General features: G+C 42.0%; 24 protein-coding genes and 2 pseudogenes. 10 read left to right on the top strand and 16 right to left on the bottom strand.

Annotation, left to right across the window (positions count from 1 at the left end):
* The first annotated feature begins 10 nt into the window (after nt 1–10).
* Nucleotides 11–1,024: a biotin synthase BioB gene (gene bioB / locus AACU32_RS24665; protein WP_096603833.1), complete on the top strand. Its 1,014-nt coding sequence runs from the start codon at nt 11–13 to the stop codon at nt 1,022–1,024.
* Between the two features lie 249 nt (nt 1,025–1,273).
* Here bioB and petL read toward each other — a convergent pair whose 3' ends face one another.
* Complete coding sequence (gene petL, locus AACU32_RS24660) at nt 1,274–1,369, bottom strand: cytochrome b6-f complex subunit PetL (protein WP_096603832.1); 96 nt, start codon at nt 1,367–1,369, stop codon at nt 1,274–1,276.
* Between the two features lie 167 nt (nt 1,370–1,536).
* Between petL and aroB the strand changes: the two genes are divergently transcribed.
* Together aroB and AACU32_RS24650 are read left to right on the top strand one after the other, a co-directional pair.
* Nucleotides 1,537–2,628 carry a 3-dehydroquinate synthase gene (gene aroB, locus AACU32_RS24655; RefSeq protein WP_096603831.1) on the top strand — a complete coding sequence of 364 codons (1,092 nt, stop codon included), beginning with the start codon at nt 1,537–1,539 and terminating at the stop codon, nt 2,626–2,628.
* 24 nt (nt 2,629–2,652) lie between these two features.
* Nucleotides 2,653–3,225: a Uma2 family endonuclease gene (locus AACU32_RS24650; protein WP_096603830.1), complete on the top strand. Its 573-nt coding sequence runs from the start codon at nt 2,653–2,655 to the stop codon at nt 3,223–3,225.
* 289 nt (nt 3,226–3,514) lie between these two features.
* Here AACU32_RS24650 and AACU32_RS24645 read toward each other — a convergent pair whose 3' ends face one another.
* Nucleotides 3,515–4,024, bottom strand: a complete 510-nt coding sequence (locus AACU32_RS24645; protein ID WP_096603829.1) for an NUDIX hydrolase — start codon at nt 4,022–4,024, stop codon at nt 3,515–3,517.
* Nucleotides 4,025–4,056: 32 nt separating this feature from the next.
* Here AACU32_RS24645 and AACU32_RS24640 point away from each other — a divergent pair, with 32 nt between their 5' ends.
* Complete coding sequence (locus AACU32_RS24640; RefSeq protein ID WP_339378243.1) at nt 4,057–4,311, top strand: hypothetical protein; 255 nt, start codon at nt 4,057–4,059, stop codon at nt 4,309–4,311.
* Between the two features lie 25 nt (nt 4,312–4,336).
* On the opposite strand, the gene AACU32_RS24635 is transcribed toward AACU32_RS24640, so the two are convergent.
* The 5 genes from AACU32_RS24635 to AACU32_RS24615 all read right to left on the bottom strand — a co-directional run bounded on the left by AACU32_RS24635 (nt 4,337) and on the right by AACU32_RS24615 (nt 9,537).
* Entirely contained in the window at nt 4,337–5,539 is a 1,203-nt protein-coding gene (locus tag AACU32_RS24635; protein ID WP_096603827.1) for an FtsW/RodA/SpoVE family cell cycle protein, read from the bottom strand.
* Nucleotides 5,540–5,820: 281 nt separating this feature from the next.
* Nucleotides 5,821–6,837 carry a glycosyltransferase gene (locus AACU32_RS24630; protein ID WP_096603826.1) on the bottom strand — a complete coding sequence of 339 codons (1,017 nt, stop codon included), beginning with the start codon at nt 6,835–6,837 and terminating at the stop codon, nt 5,821–5,823.
* A 506-nt stretch (nt 6,838–7,343) separates the two neighbouring features.
* The gene (locus AACU32_RS24625; protein WP_096603825.1) at nt 7,344–7,952 is read right to left on the bottom strand and encodes an FHA domain-containing protein; all 609 of its coding nucleotides are present in this window, start codon (nt 7,950–7,952) and stop codon (nt 7,344–7,346) included.
* Nucleotides 7,953–7,955: 3 nt separating this feature from the next.
* On the bottom strand, nt 7,956–8,627 hold the full coding sequence (locus tag AACU32_RS24620) for a hypothetical protein (protein WP_096603824.1): 672 nt from the start codon (nt 8,625–8,627) through the stop codon (nt 7,956–7,958).
* A 7-nt stretch (nt 8,628–8,634) separates the two neighbouring features.
* Nucleotides 8,635–9,537: a hypothetical protein gene (locus tag AACU32_RS24615; protein WP_096603823.1), complete on the bottom strand. Its 903-nt coding sequence runs from the start codon at nt 9,535–9,537 to the stop codon at nt 8,635–8,637.
* A gap of 256 nt (nt 9,538–9,793) precedes the next feature.
* On the opposite strand from AACU32_RS24615, the gene AACU32_RS24610 reads away from it, so the two are divergent.
* Nucleotides 9,794–10,984, top strand: coding sequence for a glycosyltransferase family 4 protein (locus tag AACU32_RS24610; RefSeq protein ID WP_096603822.1), 1,191 nt, complete (start codon nt 9,794–9,796; stop codon nt 10,982–10,984).
* Here AACU32_RS24610 and AACU32_RS24605 read toward each other — a convergent pair.
* The gene (locus AACU32_RS24605; protein WP_096608159.1) at nt 10,945–12,135 is read right to left on the bottom strand and encodes a glycosyltransferase; all 1,191 of its coding nucleotides are present in this window, start codon (nt 12,133–12,135) and stop codon (nt 10,945–10,947) included. The two genes, AACU32_RS24610 and AACU32_RS24605, sit on opposite strands and share 40 nt — an antisense overlap.
* Before the next feature lie 191 nt (nt 12,136–12,326).
* Here AACU32_RS24605 and AACU32_RS24600 point away from each other — a divergent pair, with 191 nt between their 5' ends.
* Both AACU32_RS24600 and AACU32_RS24595 read left to right on the top strand, forming a co-directional pair.
* Complete coding sequence (locus AACU32_RS24600; protein WP_096603821.1) at nt 12,327–12,536, top strand: hypothetical protein; 210 nt, start codon at nt 12,327–12,329, stop codon at nt 12,534–12,536.
* An 82-nt stretch (nt 12,537–12,618) separates the two neighbouring features.
* Nucleotides 12,619–12,915: a PIN domain-containing protein gene (locus AACU32_RS24595; protein ID WP_339378242.1), complete on the top strand. Its 297-nt coding sequence runs from the start codon at nt 12,619–12,621 to the stop codon at nt 12,913–12,915.
* Nucleotides 12,916–12,957: 42 nt separating this feature from the next.
* Here AACU32_RS24595 and AACU32_RS24590 read toward each other — a convergent pair whose 3' ends face one another.
* From AACU32_RS24590 to AACU32_RS24580, 3 genes are all read right to left on the bottom strand, one after another.
* The gene (locus AACU32_RS24590; RefSeq protein WP_339378241.1) at nt 12,958–13,080 is read right to left on the bottom strand and encodes a hypothetical protein; all 123 of its coding nucleotides are present in this window, start codon (nt 13,078–13,080) and stop codon (nt 12,958–12,960) included.
* 17 nt (nt 13,081–13,097) lie between these two features.
* A complete protein-coding gene (locus AACU32_RS24585; protein ID WP_339378240.1) occupies nt 13,098–13,262 on the bottom strand; it encodes a hypothetical protein in 165 nt (54 codons plus the stop codon).
* A 76-nt stretch (nt 13,263–13,338) separates the two neighbouring features.
* Nucleotides 13,339–15,669 (bottom strand): WD40 repeat domain-containing protein, encoded by a 2,331-nt coding sequence (locus AACU32_RS24580; protein WP_096603820.1) that lies wholly within the window; start codon nt 15,667–15,669, stop codon nt 13,339–13,341.
* On the opposite strand from AACU32_RS24580, the gene AACU32_RS24575 reads away from it, so the two are divergent.
* The 3 genes from AACU32_RS24575 to AACU32_RS24565 all read left to right on the top strand — a co-directional run bounded on the left by AACU32_RS24575 (nt 15,581) and on the right by AACU32_RS24565 (nt 16,935).
* Nucleotides 15,581–16,015 carry an AAA-like domain-containing protein gene (locus AACU32_RS24575; protein ID WP_339378705.1) on the top strand — a complete coding sequence of 145 codons (435 nt, stop codon included), beginning with the start codon at nt 15,581–15,583 and terminating at the stop codon, nt 16,013–16,015. The two genes, AACU32_RS24580 and AACU32_RS24575, sit on opposite strands and share 89 nt — an antisense overlap.
* Entirely contained in the window at nt 16,005–16,571 is a 567-nt protein-coding gene (locus tag AACU32_RS24570) for a hypothetical protein (protein ID WP_096603819.1), read from the top strand. Before AACU32_RS24575 ends, AACU32_RS24570 begins: the two co-directional genes overlap by 11 nt.
* Nucleotides 16,572–16,758: 187 nt before the next feature.
* A complete protein-coding gene (locus AACU32_RS24565; RefSeq protein WP_339378239.1) occupies nt 16,759–16,935 on the top strand; it encodes a hypothetical protein in 177 nt (58 codons plus the stop codon).
* 243 nt (nt 16,936–17,178) lie between these two features.
* Here the strand turns inward: AACU32_RS24565 and AACU32_RS24560 are convergent, their stop codons facing one another.
* From AACU32_RS24560 to AACU32_RS24545, 5 genes and pseudogenes are all read right to left on the bottom strand, one after another.
* A complete protein-coding gene (locus AACU32_RS24560; RefSeq protein ID WP_045870451.1) occupies nt 17,179–17,385 on the bottom strand; it encodes a phycobilisome linker polypeptide in 207 nt (68 codons plus the stop codon).
* Nucleotides 17,386–17,625: 240 nt separating this feature from the next.
* Nucleotides 17,626–18,114 (bottom strand): allophycocyanin subunit beta, encoded by a 489-nt coding sequence (gene apcB, locus AACU32_RS24555; RefSeq protein ID WP_096603818.1) that lies wholly within the window; start codon nt 18,112–18,114, stop codon nt 17,626–17,628.
* 66 nt (nt 18,115–18,180) lie between these two features.
* Nucleotides 18,181–18,666, bottom strand: coding sequence for an allophycocyanin subunit alpha (gene apcA / locus AACU32_RS24550; RefSeq protein WP_096603817.1), 486 nt, complete (start codon nt 18,664–18,666; stop codon nt 18,181–18,183).
* 481 nt (nt 18,667–19,147) lie between these two features.
* A pseudogene (locus AACU32_RS40795) lies at nt 19,148–19,645 on the bottom strand (phycobilisome rod-core linker polypeptide); the annotation flags it as partial.
* 45 nt (nt 19,646–19,690) lie between these two features.
* Nucleotides 19,691–22,390: pseudogene (locus tag AACU32_RS24545) on the bottom strand (phycobilisome rod-core linker polypeptide); the annotation flags it as partial.
* Between the last annotated feature and the right edge of the window lie 138 nt (nt 22,391–22,528).

Below are 22,528 nucleotides of genomic sequence, written 5' to 3'. Positions count from 1 at the left end.
AGGATAAGTGATGTCAGTGGGAAGAATACGCTACGATTGGCAAGAAGCAGAAATTCAGGCGATATACAATACGCCAGTGCTAGAGCTGATTTATCAAGCTGCTAGCGTGCATCGCCAATTTCATAACTCAAAACAAATTCAAGTTTGTAAGCTAATTTCCATTAAAACTGGGGGTTGTCCAGAAGATTGTAACTATTGCGCCCAATCTTCTCGCTACAAAACAGAAGTCAAACCCGAAGCGCTTTTAGAAAAAGACACAGTAGTTAGCATAGCTCAAAAAGCCAAACAGACAGGTGTCAGCCGCATTTGCATGGGTGCTGCTTGGCGGGAAGTGCGGGACAATTCCCAATTTGAGACAGTGCTAGATATGGTGAAAGATGTCACCGCAATGGGTTTAGAAGTCTGCTGTACTTTGGGGATGCTAACCGCAGATCAAGCAAAACGACTCGAATCAGCGGGACTTTACGCTTATAACCATAACTTAGATACATCACGGGAGCATTACAGCACTATTATTACCACCCGGACGTATGACGATCGCCTAAATACTATCGAAAATGTGCGTCAAACCAATGTTACCGTATGTTCTGGCGGGATTCTCGGCTTAGGTGAAACCCCTGAAGATAGAGTATCCATGTTACATACTCTCGCCAATCTCAGCCCCCATCCCGAATCTGTACCGATTAACATTCTCTCCCAAGTTCCAGGTACACCCCTAGAAAATCAGCCAGATGTCCCCATTTGGGATGTAGTGCGAACGATCGCTACAGCCAGAATTATTATGCCAGCCTCCGATGTCCGTCTTAGCGCTGGTAGGGCGAGACTTTCTCAAGTTGAACAAGCCTTATGCTTTATGGCGGGAGCAAATTCTATCTTCTCCAGCGACGACAACAAAATGCTAACTGTGACAACACCCTGTCCAGATTACGATGCTGACAAAGAAATGTTGAACTTACTTGGCTTAGAAATGCGTCCCCCAACCAAACGAGAAGCGAAAGTAACAACACCTGCCATTGTCGGATAATTAAAAACAAATTATGCCAAATTGTAGGGGCGGGGTTACCCCGCCCCTACGAGTTGTGCGCTTGGTAAGTTAACGATTGGGATGTTTTTTATTTGCAAGTCCCTAACAGAACCAAGCAGATACAGCAGATTGCCAGTTGCTGAAGTATAGATTATATCGTTGATTGTAGGGGCACTGGCACTGCCATGCCCCGAAGCGCATACCTCATTTACCTGAAATCTGCTGTAAATTACGAATTAGTAATTACGATTACAGAATTTTAGCAGCACGCAGACCGAACAATAGACCGCTAGCAATGCCAATAAACAAAGCCAAGAAACCGATATAAGCTACAACTGCAAACATTTACCTTTCTCCACAATACTTCATTAAATCTATTGAATCATTACTTCACGGTCAATGGTCATTTGTCATTTGTCATTTGTCATTTGTCAGAAGGAACAGTCAACCGTCCCCTCATCCCCCAGATTGCGATAGAATACAGCCCACGGGCGTGTTTTTAGGGCTGGGCAATGACTTCTATAATTAACGTGAATTTACCACAGCAATGTTATGAGATTGCGATCGCACCTGGAAGCTTAGAACAACTGGGTGAGAAAATGAGCAGTTTGCAACTAGGTAAAAAGGTACTGCTGGTTTCTAATCCGACGATTTTTAAACATTATGGCGAAAAAGCGATCGCATCTTTGCAAGCCGCAGGATTTGCAGTGGCTAGTTGTATATTGCCACCAGGCGAACGCTACAAAAACCTTAACTCTATCCAAAAAATTTACGATGCAGCCTTAGAAAACCGCTTAGAACGTTCCGCCACCATTGTGGCTTTGGGTGGTGGTGTTATTGGTGATATGGCTGGTTTTGCGGCTGCAACTTGGCTACGGGGTATTCATGTTGTGCAAGTTCCCACCACATTGTTAGCAATGGTAGATTCAGCGATTGGTGGGAAAACAGGTGTCAACCATCCCCAAGGTAAAAACTTGATTGGCGCATTTCATCAGCCACGACTGGTATTAATTGATCCACAAGTCTTAAAAACCCTTCCCATGCGGGAATTTCGCGCCGGAATGGCAGAGGTAATTAAATACGGCGTAATTTGGGATGCAGAATTATTTGCTCAAATGGAAGCGAGTAAACACCTCAATCAACTCCGCTACATCAAACCGGAATTGATAGAAAGCATATTAATTAAATCTTGTCAAGCTAAGGCTGATGTTGTCAGTAAAGATGAGAAAGAAGCTGGATTACGGGCGATTCTGAATTATGGGCACACCATCGGTCATGCGATAGAAAGCTTAACAGGTTACCGTGTAGTTAATCATGGTGAAGCTGTGGGAATTGGGATGGTAGCCGCCGGACAAATTGCGCTAGAACTGGGAATGTGGCAACAGGAAGATACAGAACGGCAAAACGCTTTAATTACAAAAGCCGGTTTACCGACTCAGTTACCATCAGGGCTAGATATTGAAGCCATTATTGACGCACTGCAATTAGATAAAAAAGTCAAAGCAGGTAAAGTCAGATTTGTTTTACCAACACAGATGGGTGTAGTGACAGTCACCGATGAAGTTCCCGCAGATATCATTCGCCAAGTTTTGCAAAAAATGTAAATAATCTCAAATCTCCAATCCAAAATGGTCAAACTTGAAGCTAACAATCAACTGACCTTACAAGAGTTCTTAAATCTTCCTCCAGGTGAGGGAGATATCACCTACGAACTTGTTGATGGCCAAGCCATTCCGAAAATGTCACCAAAGTTTTTTCACTCCAAGCTTACCCACGCCTTTCTGAATTTAATTGAACAATGCTGTGAGGAAAGAGGAATAGTTTGTCCAGAATGGGCTGTAGCATTAACCCGTCGAGGAAAAGATTGGGTTCCAACACCAGATATTTTGTATATCTCTAATGAACGATTACCCGCAGATTGGAACGAAGATGAAGCTTGTCCTGTTCCTCCAGATTTGGTAATTGAGATTATTTCACCTGGGCAAACTTTCGGACAAATGATATCTAAAGCCAAAGATTATTTAGATGCTCAAGTATTGCGGGTGTGGGTTGTAGATAGTAAAGCTAGAAGCATCACGGTTTTTTATCCAGATGCACCACCAAAGACTTTTATGGGAGATGAATTAATCACAGATTCCTTATTTGAGGGATGGGAATTTACCGTTGAGCAATTGTTTCAAAAAGCGAAAATTCCCGTATAAAAATGGTTGCGGTAGGGTTGGGTTAAGCTAGATATTCGTCAATGATTGAATCATATCTGTGAAGGCATCCCTACGACCTCTGGACAAACAGAAAGCTTAAGGTGAAAACTCGTTAAGTGTTTTGCAGGGGTGAAGGGAAGAAGTTAGAACAACTAGAAAGTTTAATGGATGCAGCGATCGCATGAGTTCTTTAGATGAATTTCAAGAGCAGCCTTTCGTAAATCAACCAAAGCGATCGCCTATATCAATCCTATCATCAAAAGTGCGTAGGCGTAGCCCGTCGTAGACATCACACCTGCTTAGATTCAAACAGCAATCTTTGAGCATCTAAAACAATACGCCGCATATCCTCTCGATTACCAGCTTGATACTGTAAGATAAACTCGTTAACATCAATAATACTTCTGCCTAAACTTTCGTGGATGTAGTCACTGGTAACAATCTCCTCAACAAATCCAGTCATCACTACCAAGTAGGTTAATTGCTGTGGTTCGCTACCGTAATAGTCAGACTGGATCACTTTTACAAGTTTCAATTCACCCAAACTAACGCCAACTTCCTCCATGACTTCGCGTCTGGCGGTTGCTTCACAGGTAAATTCTCCTATCTGCACATGACCCCCCGGAAGGTCGATACCACGGTCAAGGAGAGCGCAGACAATTAAGCCATCCTGGGTGAAAGGTACAACCAAAACACTGGTGATTTTCTCAAATGCAGGTAAAAAGGTATTGCCCAAATCGACAAAGTTGACCTTCTCTCCTGCTTGAATGATAGTATGCAGGCGATCGCTTTCACTCATTTTGTGAAATATCAAGTATGGAAGACGAAGCTTTGAGCTTGGAACATGAAGCTTCAAGCTTGGAACATGAAACTTCGAGCTTGGAAGACGAAACTTCAAGCTTGGAACATGAAACTTCGACCTTGGAAGACGAAACTTCGAGCTTGGAAGACGAAACTTCAAGCTTGGAAGACGAAGCTTCGAGCTTGGAACATGAAACTTCGAGCTTGGAACATGAAACTTCGAGCTTGGAAGACGAAACTTCGAGCTTGGAAGACGAAACTTCAAGCTTGGAAGACGAAGCTTGAAATATGAGATGGTTAAGATTGAAAATTAAACTTTAGTTTTCTTGAAAATTCGGCGCTGACGCTGAAGTTCCCGCCCAGTTGTGCGCAATGGGACTACTTCTGCTTCACTACTCTCTCGTGCTACGCGAATCAGTAACGCAGATCCTACTAAACTAGCAATCATCGAATTACCACCGTAACTAAACATGGGTAAAGGTAAGCCAGTAGTGGGTAAAGCACCTGTAGCAACGCCGATATGAAGTAATGATTGTCCCACCATCACAATAGTTACACCAATCGCTACCAATCGAGATACTGGATTTTTAGTTTTTAGCGCCACCATTAATCCCATAGAGGCAAATAAAGCTAACAATAACAGCAAAACCATACTGCCAACAAAGCCAAATTCTTCAGCGAACACGGCAAAAATAAAATCGGTATCCTGAATTGGTAGATAAAACAGCTTTTGTTGGGAAAGTCCAAACCCCGAACCCCAAGTTTGACCAGAACCGACTGCTAGCAAGCTTTGCACTAGTTGGTAGCCATCGCCTGTCGCATCAGCCCAAGGATTGAGGAACGACATCACCCGCTTGCGCTGGTACTCTTTGATGCTGATACTCAATAAAGCCAACAAAACGCCACCAACTGCTGTTCCTCCCAGGTACTTGAAAGGTATTCCGGCTGATAAAGCTATTAGCCAGATAGTTGTACCGCAGAGTGCTGTTGTACTCAAGTTAGGCTGAGCAATAATTCCCAAAAGTACAAGACCAAAAATTCCCAACCAAGTGAAGCGAATCCGCCAACTGAGTTTTTCCCACTGACCAAATACTCGCGCACTTTGTAGTACCAAAAAGGGTTTAATTAGTTCTGACGGTTGAATGGGAATTGGCCCTAGCGCTATCCAGCGTGCTGCATCAAAAGCCTTTTTTCCCATTCCTGGTACAAGGGTCATGAAAATTAAGACTAAAAAAAATATCAAAAACCAATGAGCTATCCCCACAATTTTCTTTAAAGGGAGATGCACAATAATATTGAATAAAATTAACGAAACAAAAACCCAAATAAGTTGGCGCTTAAAGTAATACAGTCCATCATTCTGACGTGCAGCGGCAACAGTATAAGACGCTGAAAACAGTACAATTAAACCGACACACAGCCAAATCAATGTTAACCAGCGCAACAGCCGCGCTTCTAAAGCCCAGCTAGAGACAGTATTATCAAAAATGGGTATCAGGCGGCTGAGATTCACAATGGGTACAGGTGTAAGAACTTTTAGATTTTAGATTTGAGATTTTAGATTTGGGAAGGGGGCGATTAGGCGATCGCATTATTTTAGATGTATCTTACACAAGAAATTTTTATTTCCGACTTCCCTAGGATAGATTTAATGAAATGGGGGAGCAGGGGAGCAGGGGGGACAAGGAGAGAAGTCTGAGCGCCGGCTTCCGGCGATCAGACTTCGGGAGGACAAGGAGGACAAGGGGGACAAATGCCCAATGCCCAATGCCCGATGCCCAATGCCCCATGACATTATTTAATTTGCTCAATTTGATGCACTGCCTGCACTGCACCGTTAATATAAAAAGGCATATGTACGCGGGTTGCTGATTTTGCTTGTTCTAGTAGTCTTTTAACAATTCCGTATATGCTTAGTAGCTGTTTGTCAAACCTTGCATCTTGATTTTCCACCCAATAAGCTTTGTAAGCTCTTGTTTCTTGGCGATCGTATAGTCGTTCTAAAGGTAGCGCTACTAAAGGTACACCAACCGCAGCACATTCGTAAACTGTGTTGTAACCCGCGCCGCCAATGACGACATCTGCTGCTGCTAGACATTCAATTCCGGGATGGTGAGATACCCACAACTCTTGTGGACATTCTTCGGGACAAGTTGCTGCTAAAATTCTGACTGCACAATTAGGGAAATTTTGCTGTAGCCACAGGGTTAATTGTCCAAATAAACTCAACTCTGATGTTTTACCTGATGCACAAACGAGGATAGTTTTTACAGTTTGACTTACTTTGAGGATACGCGATCGCGTGGTGTCTCTATCGAGTAACTCCCAACAGTTGCGAATTAACCAGGGTGCTGTATGCTCTATTTTAGGCAAATCACAAAATGGTAAATCGCTCCCTTCACCAGGGACAATGACTTTATCAAAGTTTTCCACCACAAAAGACCGTAATTTTTTGGCTGCTACATAGCGTGATTTAATATCCCGATGAATCAAAATCCGGGGGATATGATCCAAATTGGGTAAGATATCTGCTAATTCACCACCTAATCCTCTGGGGAAGGTATCGATAATGAGACAATCGTATTGATGGTTGCACAATATTTCACGTACATACAAACAAGTTTCCGAAAAATTTGCTTTTTCAGGAATTAAGTAAACCAAACAACCATCATGATTTACAGAGTTGCAATATGGACTATTAGTAATAATTTTAACTTTTCTTTGAGTTGCGGCTATTCTTCCCAAAGATAAAGCACGAGTCAGATGGCCCCAACCGCCACCCAAGGCGTAAATCAGCCAATTCTCAGTCAAGATTCAGTCACCTTGCTCTAACTAAAAATGAAAATATAAAATTATCGGCGTTGCATAAATGGGATATTAATTTAAGTTTTTCCGCAGGGCGAAAGATTGATTCTACCCCATGCTGCAAGAAACTTCTTCGATGGAATAGAAACGCTTACCCTTAGGAAAGACTTCGTCAAACAGCAAAAGCGTCTTTGAACCTATACGTAGACAAGCAGTTTCTTGTCTCTACGTGAAACAAAATTCATCCTATCAATCAGCAACGCGACATTCTCGTTCTACTTCACAAAATTTTGGTTACAGATATAGCCTCAAAAGTCAATTCAAGCCTATTATGTATGTCCCCTTATTACTCAAATAGGTATACATTTTCATAGCTAAAAACTATAATCCATCGCTTCTGTATTGACGACATTCAATAATTAAGTGCAGATAAATACAGATAAATACAGATAAATACAGATAAATGGCATATTCAATACTTATGCCCAATGCCCAATGACTATTGACAACTCTCAACTTGCTCCCATATCACTTTCAAAATCAGTATCTCTTTCATCCTCTAAACTCACAGCATCTGCTTCTGTAAAATCTACATTACCAGTGTCGGGATCGTAGGAATAGCGATCGCGCTCATCATAATAATCACTGCCCCATCCTGAGCGATAATGACCATAGTCAGAGTAATAGGCGTAGTCATTTTCGTAGGTTTGCTCACAATAGGGACAGCCTGTCCTATCAGTGCGCCCACAGCGTCGCTTAAACAAGAAGCCTACCATGCGATCGCACTCCCCGGCTGTGGCTGTAAAGTTTACCACAATTTGACAACTGCCAATGGTGATGCGATCGCCATTTTGCAAACTACCACCAGTTCCCTGTACACCATTAATTTTGATACCAGTGCTAGTATTTTGGTCAGTAATCATTAATTCTTGATTTTGCCAATCAATTAAAGCATGGTAATCTGCAATTAGATCATCTGCGATCGCTATTCTTGAAACTCGTTGCTCATTGATTTGTTGTGGCATTTGTGAAAATAATCGCCCAATCGCTACAGGAGTTTCTAATAATGGTTCTCGCTGTTCTTCTGTATTGGGATCTAACCAATGAAGTTGAACTTGCAAAGTTTATTTTCCTCCTGTTAAATTTACAGCATAAGCAAGACCAGCCTGCTGTTCGCGAGTGAGAACATCAAAGCCAAAGCAGGTAAATGCAATCGGTGATAACTGTGATTTTGTAGAAAAAATAGTTTTTGTCGGTGTTTTTCTTAAAGAAATTTTTCCCTCTTTAACTTTCACCTGGTAAACAGACTTATTATCTGGTGTTGCTATCTCAAAACCATCTTTTGTAGCCTGAATCCGGTAAACTTCTTTTTTGGCAGCATCTTCTAAAGTATAACCACCGTTATTCTGTGTCCTAAAAATATATAAATCTTGGCTTTGGTTAGCATCTTTCAGCTTCCATTCACCGTTTTCATTGACTACATAACCCAAGACTTTTTCCGCAGCATTTTTAATTTTAATTTTTCCTGATTTATCTGCTTTAATTCTCGCTAACTCCTGATTTTTACCATCTACTAATTTAGCTCCATCTGCTTCTTGCTTCAAAGCAAATAATTCAGTTCCACCCTCAGTCTTAAATTGAATTTTACCTTGAGTAGCAGCTACATTCGTAGCTACTGGCGTAGTTTGAGAATTGCTAGGATTAGATACCTCATTTCCCGATTTACCACTACTACAGCTAATCATGGTAGTGATTAAAAATAATGCCATCAAACTTCTAAAAATTACTAATTTCATTTTTTTATTATTTAGAAAGTACTTTTGCTAAATTTAAAGCTTTATAAAGGCTGAGAAACATCATCGTAATTGTCTTATATATTTCTTCGCCATCATCTGCTACCTGGGGAGCAATTCTCACACCCAGATGCAGAGACTTTTCTGTAACCTTGACATCTCGCATATAAGCTAAGCTAGGTAGCTTTACCGCATTGCTGACATCATTTTGCAATATTTTAATTGCTCCATAACGGCGTTGGGGATAGTTTAAACTTAAAACTACGTCTAACCCCAAATGATTATTTTTCGTTTTATACTTACTTTTACCACTTCTACCACGTTTCCAACCATATTGGGTTTTATAACCCTCAGTAGCAGTTAATAAAAAGCGGGTTTTATCCAAAAACTGTCCTTTTAATCTCAACCATTCATTTTGATATTTATCTATTTTCCAATCGCGCTTAGTTGGATGCGGGATAGTTTCTGCTATATTTTTTTTAATTTTTGTTTGTTCAAAAGATACTTGAATTTCAATCTCACTAGCTTCATCCATATCTCTCGCTAGCATTTCCACAATTCTGTGGGTTGCTTCATAGCGATAATTGATAATATTCAATTTTCGCAGACTGAATTTTTTAAATAATTCATAAATTATCCCAATACTCAAAACAATAATTCCTAAAAACAACGCCAGTATTACTAAAGATACGATGGTGAACTTTTCCATTAAAAACAACAAAACGAACCCAAGTACAACTGAGCCAATTATCCCGTAAAAATAGTGAAGCGCTCGTTTTGCGTATTTACTTTGCTGTAACTCCGCCAGTCGATCTATTTCGGCTATTTCCTGCAAATCCGAAATGACTGTACTAATTTTTGCTTTCGCTGTATAAATCTGATTTGTTCGTAATTTGAGAAAATTAATCAGCATTTTATTAAAATCCCATGCAATTAAAAAAATAAATATTGATTTGCTGGCGCACAAACTTTGGAAAAATTTTGATTAACTTTCAACTCAAATATAAAACTCTTTCCTCTGTGTCTCTGTGCCCTCTGTGCCTCTGCGGTTCATTACTCCAAATCACCTTTCGCAACTAAAATTAATTAATATATATTAGCAATGTATACAATTTTGCCGTCAGTATACCAAACAGAAAATTACGTGTCAACGAAATTTAGATACATTCATGAGCAAATCCAAAATCGCTTATATTGCCTTTGATACTGTTCCCGCGCCGAAGGGTGCAGCAATTCATATTGAAGCTTTTTCTATTGCTTTAGCAGCAGCATTTGATCATATCCAGTTAATAACAGTTTCGCCGACAGCAACAGGTATAAATTCCCAGGAAATTTATCCGCAAGTTATCCAAACAACATTACCAGCCATAGGTGATACTTTAATTCACAGAGTTTTATATTTTCGGCGTTTACTCATGACATGGTTGCAAGGAAAGCGATTTGAAGTCATACAAATACGTTCAATTTACGAAGGTTTTTCCATAGCCCGCAATAAACAGAGATATTGCGATCGCCTAATTTTTGAAGTGAACGGTTTACCTTCAATCGAGTTAAAATATCGCTATCCTGCCGTAGCTGAAGATAGAGAACTACTGCATAAATTGCACTCTCAAGAACAAATTTGTCTAGCTGCAGCCGATTTAATTATCACCCCCAGCAGTATCACCAGCCAATATTTGCAAAATCGCGGGGTACCTGCAAATAAAATTCGCGTCATTCCCAACGGCGTAGATTTAAATATCTTTACAAATGACAAGGGACAAATCACAAATGACAAATTCCAAATGATATATTTTGGTACACTTTCACCTTGGCAAGGTGTAAACCTGGCAGTAGAAGCATTAGCATTGATAAACCGAGAATTTCCCGCCGCTTTGAAAGTTATCGGACAAACCAGAGACTATCAAATTAAAGCATTAAAACAGTTAGCGCAAAAGTTGGGAGTAGCAGATAAATTAACTATTCTCCCAGCAATGTCACAAACACGATTGGTAGAACATATTCACACCAGTGATGTAATTTTGGCACCTTTGATGCCAAGCGATCGCAATTTAGTTCAAGGTTGTTGTCCCCTAAAGATTTTAGAAGGAATGGCGACAGGAATACCTGTAATTGCTAGCGATTTAGCAGTAGTCAGGGAATTAGGAGAAGACGGAGTACATTTTTTATTAGTCAAACCAGGTTCAGCAAAGTCGATTAAGGATGTTGTATTACGCTGGCAAAATGACCAAGAACGAGCAACACAACTGGCTGTAAATGCCCGTCAACGGATTGAAGACTATTATACTTGGCAACGTGCCGGTGAAGCTTTGATTAATGCTTATACAGAATTGGGAATTAAACGGGCGATTAAAGTTTGAAGTTGCAACTTTTCCTGAGCTAAGGAATAATCAGTTAAAATGCGATCGCGTGCAGCTTGGCTAATGTGATTTTTTTCTTCGGTTGTCATCGCCAAACATTCCAGCACCGCCTCACCCAGCTTGTGCAAATGAGAACGAGGTAGCAACAAGCCATTTTTACCATGTGTAATCACCTCCGGAATCCCACCCGCATCACTGGCGATACAACAACAACCACAAGCCATTGCCTCTAATAAAGCATTTGGCATACCTTCCCACAGTGAAGGCTGGAGATAAACATCACACAGCCGCAAATGTTCAGCAACAGTTTCCGGGTTAGGCAAATGTCCTGTAATAATTATCCTCTGGGCATTTTCTGGCTGATGCGTTTTGTATAATTGCAGCACAGATTCCTGAGAAGCCCTTACCTCACCAATAATTAATAGACAAGCAGCACGCACTTGACGAACTTTTGTTAAAGCATTCAGCAAAAACTGCTGTCCTTTTTTTTCCCGCAATTCCCCACAAAATCCCAACACCACCTCATCTGGAGTAATTCCTAGCAACTGTTTACTCATTGCTCCCCTCCTCGCTTGCGGAGAGGGGTTGGGGGTGGGGTTCTGCGGAGAAAATATTTCCGTATCAACTACATTCTTCAACACCAACACATCATCCCGCCCAGCGAGTAGCTGAATTTTCCGAGACATATCAGCACTTACCGCCGTAATCACCTTGGCGTGTTGTAGCGTCCATTGTAAACGGGCAAAATCTCCCGGTGGAAACATTTCGCGGTCAATATCATTACCACGGGCGCTAACTGTGCTTGCTAATCCTTGAAGTGCTGCAAACCAAGTAGCTAAAAAACCACTCGGAAACAAGTAATGACCCCATACAGCATCATAAGCATGAGACGAGTGTAACCAATCCAGAACATTTAATGTATGGGGCATCGTCATATCCCAATGCCGGTATAACCCTATGCGATAAACCCGAATATTTGCCTCTCCCGCTTCCGGTGGTAAAACTTCACCTGGCTGTAAATAACGACTCCAAGTCACAACATCAACTTCCATACCCAGTTGCGATAGAGTCCCCACCAACCTCGTTGCACTCCTAGCCAAACCACCCAAATCTGGCGCAAATCTTTCTGTAATGAAAAGCAGACGTGTCATAACTGTGCGTTCGCTCATTTTCCCCTTTTGAGAAGTAATGATATCTTGCAGAATGGGAGCAAAGTTTAACATCGCGATCGCACTTCCCCAACACAACCAAAAGGTGTAGCCGTAAGGCTTGTCGTTAGACATCGCTTTGGGACTTTGGATATACTGAAAATAGAAAGAACTAGCCAAGACAAATTGAATGCATGACAAATCGTGAAGAATTGATCCAGGAACTCGAACAAGCTCCTGATGATATAGTCCAGTCAGTACTAGATTTTGTTCGTAGGGTAAAAGCAATACGCAAAACTCATCCTCTCGCAAAATTTGCAGGTATTTTAAGTGATGTCGAAGCCCAAGAATTAAAACGGGCGATCGCAATAGAATGTCGGCAGGTGGATGTGAATGAGTGGTGAGATTGCTCTGGATACCTCTGTAGCGGTGCGTTTTTTGAATGGGGACACGGCGATCGTTTCACGAGTGCTAGCATTACCATAGGTGGTTCTACTTACCGTAGTAGCGGGGGAGTTACTTTTTGGCGCGGAAAACTCTACTCGTCCATTCCAAAATTTACCTCGTTATCTGGAGTTTATTGAGGCTTGTGTAGTTCTACCATTAAGTCGAGAAACAGCAGCAGTCTATGCTAAAACCCGACTGGCTTTGAAACGGAAGGGACGACCAATTCCAATGAATGATGTTTGGATTGCGTCACAATGTTTAGAGCAGGGCTGGATATTAGTGACAGATGATACAGACTTTGATTATGTTGATGGCTTGATGTTAGAGCGTTGGTAGTTCAATCTAGGAATTTATAGCTTAATCCCATTCCAACCCAAACTAAACGCGATCGCACTTCATCCCATCAACAATAAATGCGATCGCATTCCTCAGAACTACCAAAAGGCGATCGCACTTCCCCAAAATCACCAAAGCGATCGCACTTTCCCACAAACCCAACAAATGCGATCACACTTTCCCTACATCACAAATGCGATCGCATTCTCTCCACTACAATCAAAAGGCGATCGCACTTCCCCAACATTACAAAGGCGATCGCACATCTCCAAAACTAAACGCGATCGCACTTCTCCAATATCACAAAGGCGATCGCACTTCTCTAAACTACCAAAAGGCGATCGCACTTCCCCTACATCACAAATGCGTAGCCGTAAGGCTTGTCGTCAGACACCGCTCGCTAAAGACACTAAGTATTGCGTCCTATCTTTTTACTTGACAAACTCTAAGTCTCTCTCTCGTTTCTGGATGGTTGACCAAATAATCTTGCAGCCAATTGCAACCCCGTGCAAGCAAATCATCTAACCCACCAACTTGCCATGCATTTATGCTACCGTCACTAAATACTGTTAATACACGCTTACCATCAGAGCTAAAAGCGGCGTGGCTGACTTTTTTATTATACTCTTTAAGATCGGCAAGCAAATTACCTTTCGTGTCCCATACCTTCGCCGTGTAGTCCGATGATTCAGTAAGTATGCGCTTACCATCAGGGCTAAAAACGGCGCTTGTGACTCTTTGCTGATGTCCCTTCAAGTCAGCGATTAAATTACCTGTCCTATCCCACATTTTGGCAGTACCATCATCTGAAGCAGTAAGAATATGCTGTCCATCGGGGCTAAAAGCGGCACTAATGACAAATTTCTGGTGTCCTTTGAGGTTGGTTTGCAAATTGCCTTTTGTGTCCCATATCTTAGCGGTGTTGTCAAATGACGTAGTGACAATCCATTGTCCATCAGGACTAAAGGTGATACTTGTCACCCTGTCGTCATGACCTTGAAAGTTAGTGAGCAAATTACCTTTCACACCCCACACCTTAACGCTACCATCATTTGATGCGGTGACTATGCGCTGTCCATCGGGGCTAAAAACAGCCTCTGTGACCTCTCCTCCATGCAATAGATTAATCAGGAAATTGCCTTTAACATCCCATACCTTGGGGGTATCATCCCAAGAAGTTGTAAGTATCAGCTTTCCATCAGGACTAAATACTGTACTGCTGAGTTCACCCTTGTGCGCTTGAAAGTTAGCGAGCAAATTACCTTTCACATCCCACACCTTAACGCTACCATCATATGTTTCAGTGATGATACGTTCTCCATTAAGGCTAAATGCTGCACTGCCAATCCGGTCTTTATGCCCTTTGAAATCAGTAAGCAAATTACCTTTTATATCCCATACTGCTTTACCATCATATTCTCCAATGAAGATAAGTTTTCTATCAGGGCTAAAATTTGCACTTGTAACTTCGTTCTTATGTCCTTTGAGGTCAGCGAATAAATTACCTTTCGCGTCCCACACTTTAGCAGTACCATCAGATGAAGCAGTGACAATACGTTGTCCATCAGGGCTAAAATTTGCACTGTAAAGCGTACCCTGATGCCCTTTAAATTGCGCCCGTTCTTGTATATTATCAACAATGGTTTGTAAAGCCAGGATAGGACTAGCAGCAGGATATTTTTCTAAAGGTCGTCCATCATTCACCAATTCTTTCAACCTTTGTCCTGTATCTATTGCTACTAGTAAAGCATCTATTTCTTGATGTTGTTTTTCAAATTGCCCTAAAGCTATATTTGCCGTTCGTTCTAACCTTGTACCTTCGTGTGCCTCCTGTGCTTGTTTAATTCCATTACTTGCAAATATTCCAGCAATAATTGCTCCAATTACGGACACAGCTAAAATGCTTCCACCAATGCGAATCTGTCGCTTGATTTTTCTCTCTACGTCTGTCAAACGCTGATTCGCTTTCCTCTCCTCTTCTAAAATAACTTCGGTATTCTTTTGCGATTCCAGCAAACGCTGATTATTTCTCTTCTCTTCCTCTAAAATAATTTCGGTATTTGTTTGCGCTTCTAATAAACGTTGATTAACTTTTTCTTCTTCCTGTCGCGCTTCTAATAAACGTTGACTAGCTTGTTTTTCTTCCTCTAAAGCTATTTCCGCTTGCTGTCTAGCTTGGAGTAAAGATTCGTTAACTTCTTCCTGCGCCTTTAATTTACGCTGTATTGACTTTTTATCTAATTCCCGACTAGCATCTAAAAACTTATAATCATCATTACTTAATCTTTTTCCCTCAGCCCAAATAAGTGCTTCTTCTAAAGCTTTCCCTCGCAATAAACGCGACTCATCTTGATAATTACTTTCTATCCATGCATTAAAACTTTCAGCATAGGTTCGGAGTTTTTCTAATTCTTTCCCTACCCACTCTAAATTAAAAACAAACTGATAAATCAAATTATAAACTTTTAACTGATTATTCTCTTCTACTACCAATCCGGTTAAACGTAATTGGATTTTTTCTGGACTTTCATCAATGACAATCACACCGTATTCTAAAATTTGTTGATATAAACCCAACAAACTACCAGCAAATCTATCATCAATCACAATCCTTTCCTGTATCGTTTTTAAATGCTGCGGTTTATCTAATGATTCCCAATTATTAATTATTTTTTCTCTGACTACTTTCCCTACCCAATCTAAAGCGCTAGGTTCTGGGGTATCATTACCAACTACACCACCATTACCAACCAACTATCTAGAATATCCAGAAGGACTGCTAGGACTAACTTCCAGCTTTTATGTCGAACGTCCCCCTATGGAAAAGTACTGTTTTGAGGAAATTCGCAAACCCGGTTCCTTGATTTGTATTAAAGCTCCCCAGAAAATGGGTAAATCTTCCCTACTAGCGCGGATTATTCAACAAGCGAAAAATCAAGGCGACGCAACGGTAGTAATAAACTTTGAGCTAGGGGAAAAGCAATTTTTCAGCAACTTAAGTACATTTTTACGCTGGGTTTGCGATCGCATTATTTCAGAATTGTCCAAAGAGAATCAAGCTTTAGGAACAGAACTGCTAAATAAACTAGATGCACATTAGTCCCAAAGTAGATGCAAGAAACAGCCAAAACCTCAATCTAACCGAATTATCCACATCAAGTGGCATCTACGCACAGCCTAGCACTGAAGATATTGCAGCAGCATCACAATGGAAAGAATTCTCTCCAGATGAAGGTAAATCCTCTATTCTCATGCCAAATGGGGACATCTCAGAGATGACACCAGATAAAAGCGAGATGCATGAGGGCATTGAGTCTACAAAAATGTATCTGAGTATTCATGCAACAGATGTGTATATGGTTAGCTATGCTGACTTTAAAAATGATGTGACTCAGATTCCCGCAAGTGAATTATTAAATTTCGCTCTACAAGGAATGTTAGAGGATGGGAAAAAATTACTCAGTCAGCAAAATATTAATCTAGGTGCATATCCTGGTAAAGAAATTCAGATGTGGGATGAAAAAGAAGGAATGACTTTGACGGGGAGAATTTTTATTGTTAACCAACGCATGTATATCCTCTTAGTTGGCAGTGATAAAAATCCTCAAGTCAGTGATATCAGAAAGTTTTTTGACTCTTTCCAGTTGATGCAATAGCGCGGGAAAGGGCACTGCACTGCTGTGCCCCTACGATATATGTGGTTTTAAAAACCATGCATATTTAGTATTTCCTGGCGTAACTCCTAGCGGCTATAAATTCGGGAGTGCGATCGCTAATCAGCACCTTCAAATCAACTTTCCCAGCTTCTGCCCATTCCACATCTTGTTGCTTTAGCGATCAATAATGCGATCGCACTCCCATCAGCAGGGCTGTTTCATTCGTAATGGTAAGGATTTTGTCAACAGCATGGGCGATAAATTTAAGTTAAGGAAGTTGGTGAGCGAAAAATTACCATCTCAACCAATAAATTTGAGTGCGATCGCCATAAACAATGTAGAATTTGATTTTTTAATCACCTGACTTTTTTACCTGAGACGCTTGTAAATTAGCGTCTTTGAGGGAACGAAACAGCCCTACTCCCATCAGAGAGCAAACGGGAATGAGGAAACAAGGGAAGGGAGATGAGGGGACAAGGGACACAAGGGAGATAAGCAACAAATAATCAATGCCCAATGCCCAATGCCCCATGCCCAATAACAAAAAAGAGGTCGATTGAGACCTCTTTGCAACTCCCTACAATAATCTTCGCTATATAGATAGTAATTACAGCAACCCAGTATTAGTACCTTGCTTACCAGTGGCCAATTCGACCTTAACGATTTTGCCACCCATTTTCATGATGCGTTGCTGTTCGCGGAACCAGTTCTCGAAGGGAACTAACTTAGTGAAGTAGGTATTTTGCAGTTCGCGTTGGGTGCGAATCCGGGTTTGACTGGGTACACAAGCAGTAACTTTAAACAACCGGGCCATCTTAGATTCTCCTGTAGTAATTGTGAAAACTTTTTTATTTGAAACAAAAGCGGAGTGTTTTTTTAAGGCAATTCTTTAATTAATCACTGCAAAGGCTGGAAATCAAGCATCAATACTAGACCGCTAACACTCATCTTAATTGATTATTTCACAAGGTAAGCGATAGAACGCTCTAGCACTCACAATTGATTTCCAGTCCTTAATTAAGGCGCACCTAAATTATTAAGTGCAAACTAACTCTTAGCTTAAGCCAGAGGAGATATAGTCTAGGTAAACACCCATTTCTTTACCAGCATCAGAACCTACCAAGCTAGCGGTTACTTCTTTGATAGCGCTGATAGCTTGTACGGTAGAGCTTACGGGTACACCCAAGGAGTTGTAGGTTTCCTTCAAGCCATTGAGTACGCGCTCATCTAGGATGGAAGGATCGCCAGCTAACATAGCGTAGGTAGCATAGCGCAAGTAGTAGTCTAAATCGCGGATACAAGCAGCATAGCGACGGGTGGTGTACATGTTACCGCCGGGACGGGTAACGTCAGAGTACAACAAGGATTTTGCTACAGCTTCTTTAACGATAGCAGCAGCATTAGCGCTGATGGTGCCAGCAGCACGTACACGCAGGTCGCCACTGGAGAAGTAGCCTTTGAGTTTGTCTAAAGCAGAAGAGTCGAGATATTTACCTTGAACGTCTGCGGAGTTAATGACAGCGGTAATTGCGTCTTGAGCCATTATTGTTAATTCCTTTTTTCCAACCGTATTACAATACTTCGGTCTAAGCAGCTAATTAGCTTTAACCTAGGAGAGGGCACCGACTACGTAGTCGAAGTAAGAACCAGCTTCAGCAGCGTCTTCACCAGACAACAAGGAAGCAGCAGCACTCTTTAGACCACGAACACCTTCAGTAATACCTTCAATAGGAGTACCCAAGGACTTGTACATTTCACGCGCACCAATCACACCGATTTCTTCGATGGGGGTAACGTCGCCAGCTACGATTCCGTAGGTAACTAGACGCAGGTAGTAATCCAAGTCGCGTAAGCAAGTAGCAGTCAATTCTTGACCGTAAGCATTGCCACCAGGAGATACAACATCAGGACGCTTTTGGAATACTTGTTCGCCAGCTGTTTTAACCAGACGCTCACGGTTTTCGGTCAAAATTTGAGCAATCCGCAGACGACGCTCACCACTGCTAACAAAGGTCTTGATCCGATCTAACTCACCAGGGCTGAGGTAGCGGGCTTCTGCATCAGCATTCACGATGGACTTCGTGACGATACTCATTAATGGATTCCTCCAACTACTAATGAAACCAGAATTTGATTAAACTGGTGCGACTTTAAATTTGGATGACGGTAGCTGTGTTTTTTGTTTTTCTTCAGACATAGCACTTGACAACATGCCATAACTAGTGTCTTAAAAATTGCTTGATTTAATATCAAGTAAACAAGCTTTGAAAAATTAGCTACCTTCCGCAAATCATTTTCCGGCATTATGTTGAGCATTTATGACTGCTCTTAACACTTTGTAATATTTGTTTTCAGATTTACTTCTATTTTGACAATCTGAAGGTAATGTTACGAAAGGTTACGCCTCTGCCGTCAAACTAATTTGTAGGTGCAATCAGTAGGGGCTTTTATCCCACACTGATTGCAACCACCAAATCTGAGATTTTAGTGATTGTTAGTTCCCTTGTAATCACGAATTACGTATACACCCTCTGGGTGGCTGCCCAAAGGGTATAACGAATTAGTAATTATTTGCTCAAGGATGAAAAGCGTGGGTAAGGTACCACATCTTCACCAAAGTAGCGGGCATACTCTGGACTATCGACAATTGCCTCAACAACGCCTCTTAGACCACGATTTGCCAACAGCTTGTTGTAGTCGCTGATTTCGCCTTGAGATTCCGGTGCGCGTCCCAAAAGGTGACGGCAAAGGAATTCAATCACTTTGGCGCTGGGATAAGGTGTATAGAAGCGATCGCAATAGATTTGCGAACTGGCGAGTTCACATACAAACTCACGCACGGAGATTTCTCCAGTTTGCAGTTTGCCTTCAAGTTCGCTTAAGCGGTAATTAGCAGGTATTTCACCGCTATATACATCTAAAACCTGAGAGTAAATGGCATTAATGACCAATTGTGTTTCTGCTTGGTTTGTACCTTCACTCCGGCGATAAATGCGTGCAGGCTTGCAACGGTTGCTAGCTACACTAACTTCACCAAATTGTCCCTGAACACTGTTGGAAGAACGACCCAGGTCAGCATAAGAATTGCCTCCGTTTGATGATGAGGCTCCCACCGTCAGGCGTGCTTGTACTGTCTTAAAGCTAGGTACTACCACATCATCATTCTGCTTGGTCAGCTGATTGTACAGCTTTTCAGTATTCGGGAAGTTAGCCGCAGGTAGGGTGGGGAAGCGACGATAAGGAACTGTATCCTCACCGAACACCTCGCCATACTCCGCACTGTTCACCAAAGCACCAATAAAGGCCTTAATCCCTTGAGTAGCCAAAATCTGGTTATACTTGCGGATTTCTGCCTGATTTAAAGGTGCGCGTCCTAGGAAGTGCTTAGTTCCTAGTTCAATCACCTTGGTGTTGGGGTAAGGTGTGTAGAACTCTTTGATGTAAAGGTTCGAGTAACCCAAACCTTCAATGAATTCCTTAACACTAATTTCCCCGTTACTTAGTTTGCTTTCTAAAACGGAAAATTCGTTTTTCGCAATATAAGGTGCAACATCGCGTTCAAAAATCTGACGATAAGCAGCACCGATCAAAGTTTGCACAGCAGCTTTGTCGCTGATATTTGCCACCTGTTTGAAGATTTTTGTTTGTTCCCGTTGCTTGCTGACACCTTGGTTAATGCGGAATTGAATATCTGGGGCTGTCCGCGTGTCGGTAACTGTACCCAAGGTTACAAACAGTGGTGTTTCTTGCTTCTGGACTTTACCACCTACATCTTCGCGAATACTGCCAACTCGCAGTTGTCGCAACGACACACCAGCTGGAGTTAGATAGCGTTCGTAAGGAACTGTATCCTCACCAAATGCCTCACTGTATTCCACGCTGTTGATAATCGCGTCCACCACAGCATAAAAACCCTGTTTAGCGGCAATGTCAAAATATTTGTTAATTTCTTGACGACCGTAGGTAGGACGACCTAATAAGCGGCGGTGGATGTATTCGATCGCTTTACAAACATACAGCGATGTCCAGTAAGTTTTGCGGAATAAATCCGACTTAGCCAAAGCACGAACAAATTCCCGCACGGAAAGTTGTCCATTTTCCAGCTTGATTTCTTGGACTTTAAGGCGCTGACCTTCGTAGACATCACGACCGAAAACTTGCAGGTATATAGCTTTAATTACTGCTTGGGTAGAGCTTTCGGAGAACTTAATACTTGCACCTTTAGCAGCTTTTTTGCCAATTGTGCCTGGAAGTTGATCCAACCGGAATACCTTAGGCCCAAGGCTACCAGGAAACTCACCTCTTGCTCCTGGATTGCTCACCTGGCTATTAATACCAGGCCCTTGGTGAATTAAGATCCGCTTGGTATCCTTGCCAAATGGAGCCGGACTGCTGCTAGGATTGCGAGTTTCTTTCGGGAAGATTGCTCCAAACTGGATTTCTAAGGGGTCGTTACCAGAACCGTAAGGATGCTGATCTGGTAATGGGCGATCATAAGCCGCAAATGTCGTAATAAACTGAGGTACTTTGCGGAAAGGCGCACTGTAGTTAAACAGGTCTTGCTGTGGCCCCCAGTTGCGACATTCTTGTGCTTCTTGACCCAGACCGCGCAGGTAGGGTACTGTCTCTTCACCGAAGTAGTCGCTGTATTCTTGTGAATCCACCAAAGCATCAACTAAAGCTGGTAGACCACCACTAGAAATAATTGCGAAGTATTTTTGTACTTCTTCACGGCTACTTGGTCCCCGTCCCAAAATATGACGGAAAGCCAGTTCAATCACTCGGCTGTTAATAAAAGGCTGGTAAAACTGTTTTTGGTAAAGAGGAGATTTGGCTAGACGACGGACAAACTCTTTAACTGAGATGTCGTTGTTCTTCACCTTAGATTCTAGGTCAGAGATTGACAAGCTGTAAGCACGGGTAATATCGCGCTCAAAGATTTGTCGATATGCAGCTTTGATTACCTCATTTTTTTCCGATGCTGATAACCCAGGCTTCATGACAAACTTAGGCCGACGTTCTGCCGCTTCAAAGTAAATTTGCGGCAGTTGTAACCCTTGCTGGTCACTAGAAGGACGTTGGCGCACCTTATTGGAAGGTGTTGCTGCTTTAAATTCTGTCAGCAACACATCCATGTATTGCGACACAATCTCTGTAGCCTTAGCATCTTGGCGGAAAAACGAAAGTGAAGCTGCTTTGATTTCTTGTAAAGCCACAATTGTTGCTTCAGCAGAACAAGCATTTTCAATAATTTCCCGCAAACCCCGTGTATTCACAGCAATGATACTGGGGTCGCCTGCCACGATCGCATAGGTAGCATAGCGCAAGAACCAGGACAAGTCCCGCAGGCTCTTGGCCATGTTGCTTGGGCCATAACGAGCAACGTTGATCGGTCTAAAACCTGGAGGTGTTGGACCACTGGGGGAACTGTTAAAGATAGAGCGTAAATTTTCTAGAAACCCACCCCGACTTTCAACGTAGGTCACAGTTCCTAGTTTCATGCCCTCTTGAACATTCCCACTAGCAGCAGTAGCCAGTGCCAACTCTGGTTCTCTTGGCTTTTCTAAAAAAGCCATTGGCGAACCACCCACAAAAATGCGGTTGGCAGCCCGAGATACAATAATCTCGGAATTTTCCGTGAGCGTCTGGGCAATTTCTAGACGCTTTGCACCAGATGCAAAATAGCTTGCCAGTTCATTTAGTTCACCAGAACCCAAAAAGCGGTCTTGCTGCTCCGCTTGGGTAATTGTCGCTACTGCTAGGGTTTGATATAGTTGCGGACGCGCAACCGAGCTTCCACCACTTGCCTTAACACTCATCGGATTTGTAAAACTCCCATCATAATCATTTATGTGTTAAGTCTGGGTCGCTTTGAGGCTTGACACATCGGTGGTCATGCCTTAAGAGTACCGCCTTCAAAACTGCCAGTAAATTAACCCAGTCAGCTTTTAGATTAG

Source organism: Calothrix sp. NIES-2100 (assembly GCF_963875285.1).
Lineage (GTDB): Bacteria > Cyanobacteriota > Cyanobacteriia > Cyanobacteriales > Nostocaceae > Aulosira.
Note: the sequence above shows the minus strand (reverse complement) of the source record. Positions and strands in the feature narration are given on the sequence as shown.

Bases quoted from the DNA above. Each gene is read 5' to 3' on its own strand.
- bioB (WP_096603833.1), top strand. From the start codon at position 11: ATGTCAGTGGGAAGAATACGCTACGATTGGCAAGAAGCAGAAATTCAG.
- petL (WP_096603832.1), bottom strand. From the start codon at position 1,369: ATGTTTGCAGTTGTAGCTTATATCGGTTTCTTGGCTTTGTTTATTGGC.
- aroB (WP_096603831.1), top strand. From the start codon at position 1,537: ATGACTTCTATAATTAACGTGAATTTACCACAGCAATGTTATGAGATT.
- AACU32_RS24650 (WP_096603830.1), top strand. From the start codon at position 2,653: ATGGTCAAACTTGAAGCTAACAATCAACTGACCTTACAAGAGTTCTTA.
- AACU32_RS24645 (WP_096603829.1), bottom strand. From the start codon at position 4,024: ATGAGTGAAAGCGATCGCCTGCATACTATCATTCAAGCAGGAGAGAAG.
- AACU32_RS24620 (WP_096603824.1), bottom strand. From the start codon at position 8,627: ATGAAATTAGTAATTTTTAGAAGTTTGATGGCATTATTTTTAATCACT.
- AACU32_RS24615 (WP_096603823.1), bottom strand. From the start codon at position 9,537: ATGCTGATTAATTTTCTCAAATTACGAACAAATCAGATTTATACAGCG.
- AACU32_RS24610 (WP_096603822.1), top strand. From the start codon at position 9,794: ATGAGCAAATCCAAAATCGCTTATATTGCCTTTGATACTGTTCCCGCG.
- AACU32_RS24605 (WP_096608159.1), bottom strand. From the start codon at position 12,135: ATGACACGTCTGCTTTTCATTACAGAAAGATTTGCGCCAGATTTGGGT.
- AACU32_RS24600 (WP_096603821.1), top strand. From the start codon at position 12,327: ATGACAAATCGTGAAGAATTGATCCAGGAACTCGAACAAGCTCCTGAT.
- AACU32_RS24570 (WP_096603819.1), top strand. From the start codon at position 16,005: ATGCACATTAGTCCCAAAGTAGATGCAAGAAACAGCCAAAACCTCAAT.
- AACU32_RS24565 (WP_339378239.1), top strand. From the start codon at position 16,759: ATGCGATCGCACTCCCATCAGCAGGGCTGTTTCATTCGTAATGGTAAG.
- AACU32_RS24560 (WP_045870451.1), bottom strand. From the start codon at position 17,385: ATGGCCCGGTTGTTTAAAGTTACTGCTTGTGTACCCAGTCAAACCCGG.
- apcB (WP_096603818.1), bottom strand. From the start codon at position 18,114: ATGGCTCAAGACGCAATTACCGCTGTCATTAACTCCGCAGACGTTCAA.
- apcA (WP_096603817.1), bottom strand. From the start codon at position 18,666: ATGAGTATCGTCACGAAGTCCATCGTGAATGCTGATGCAGAAGCCCGC.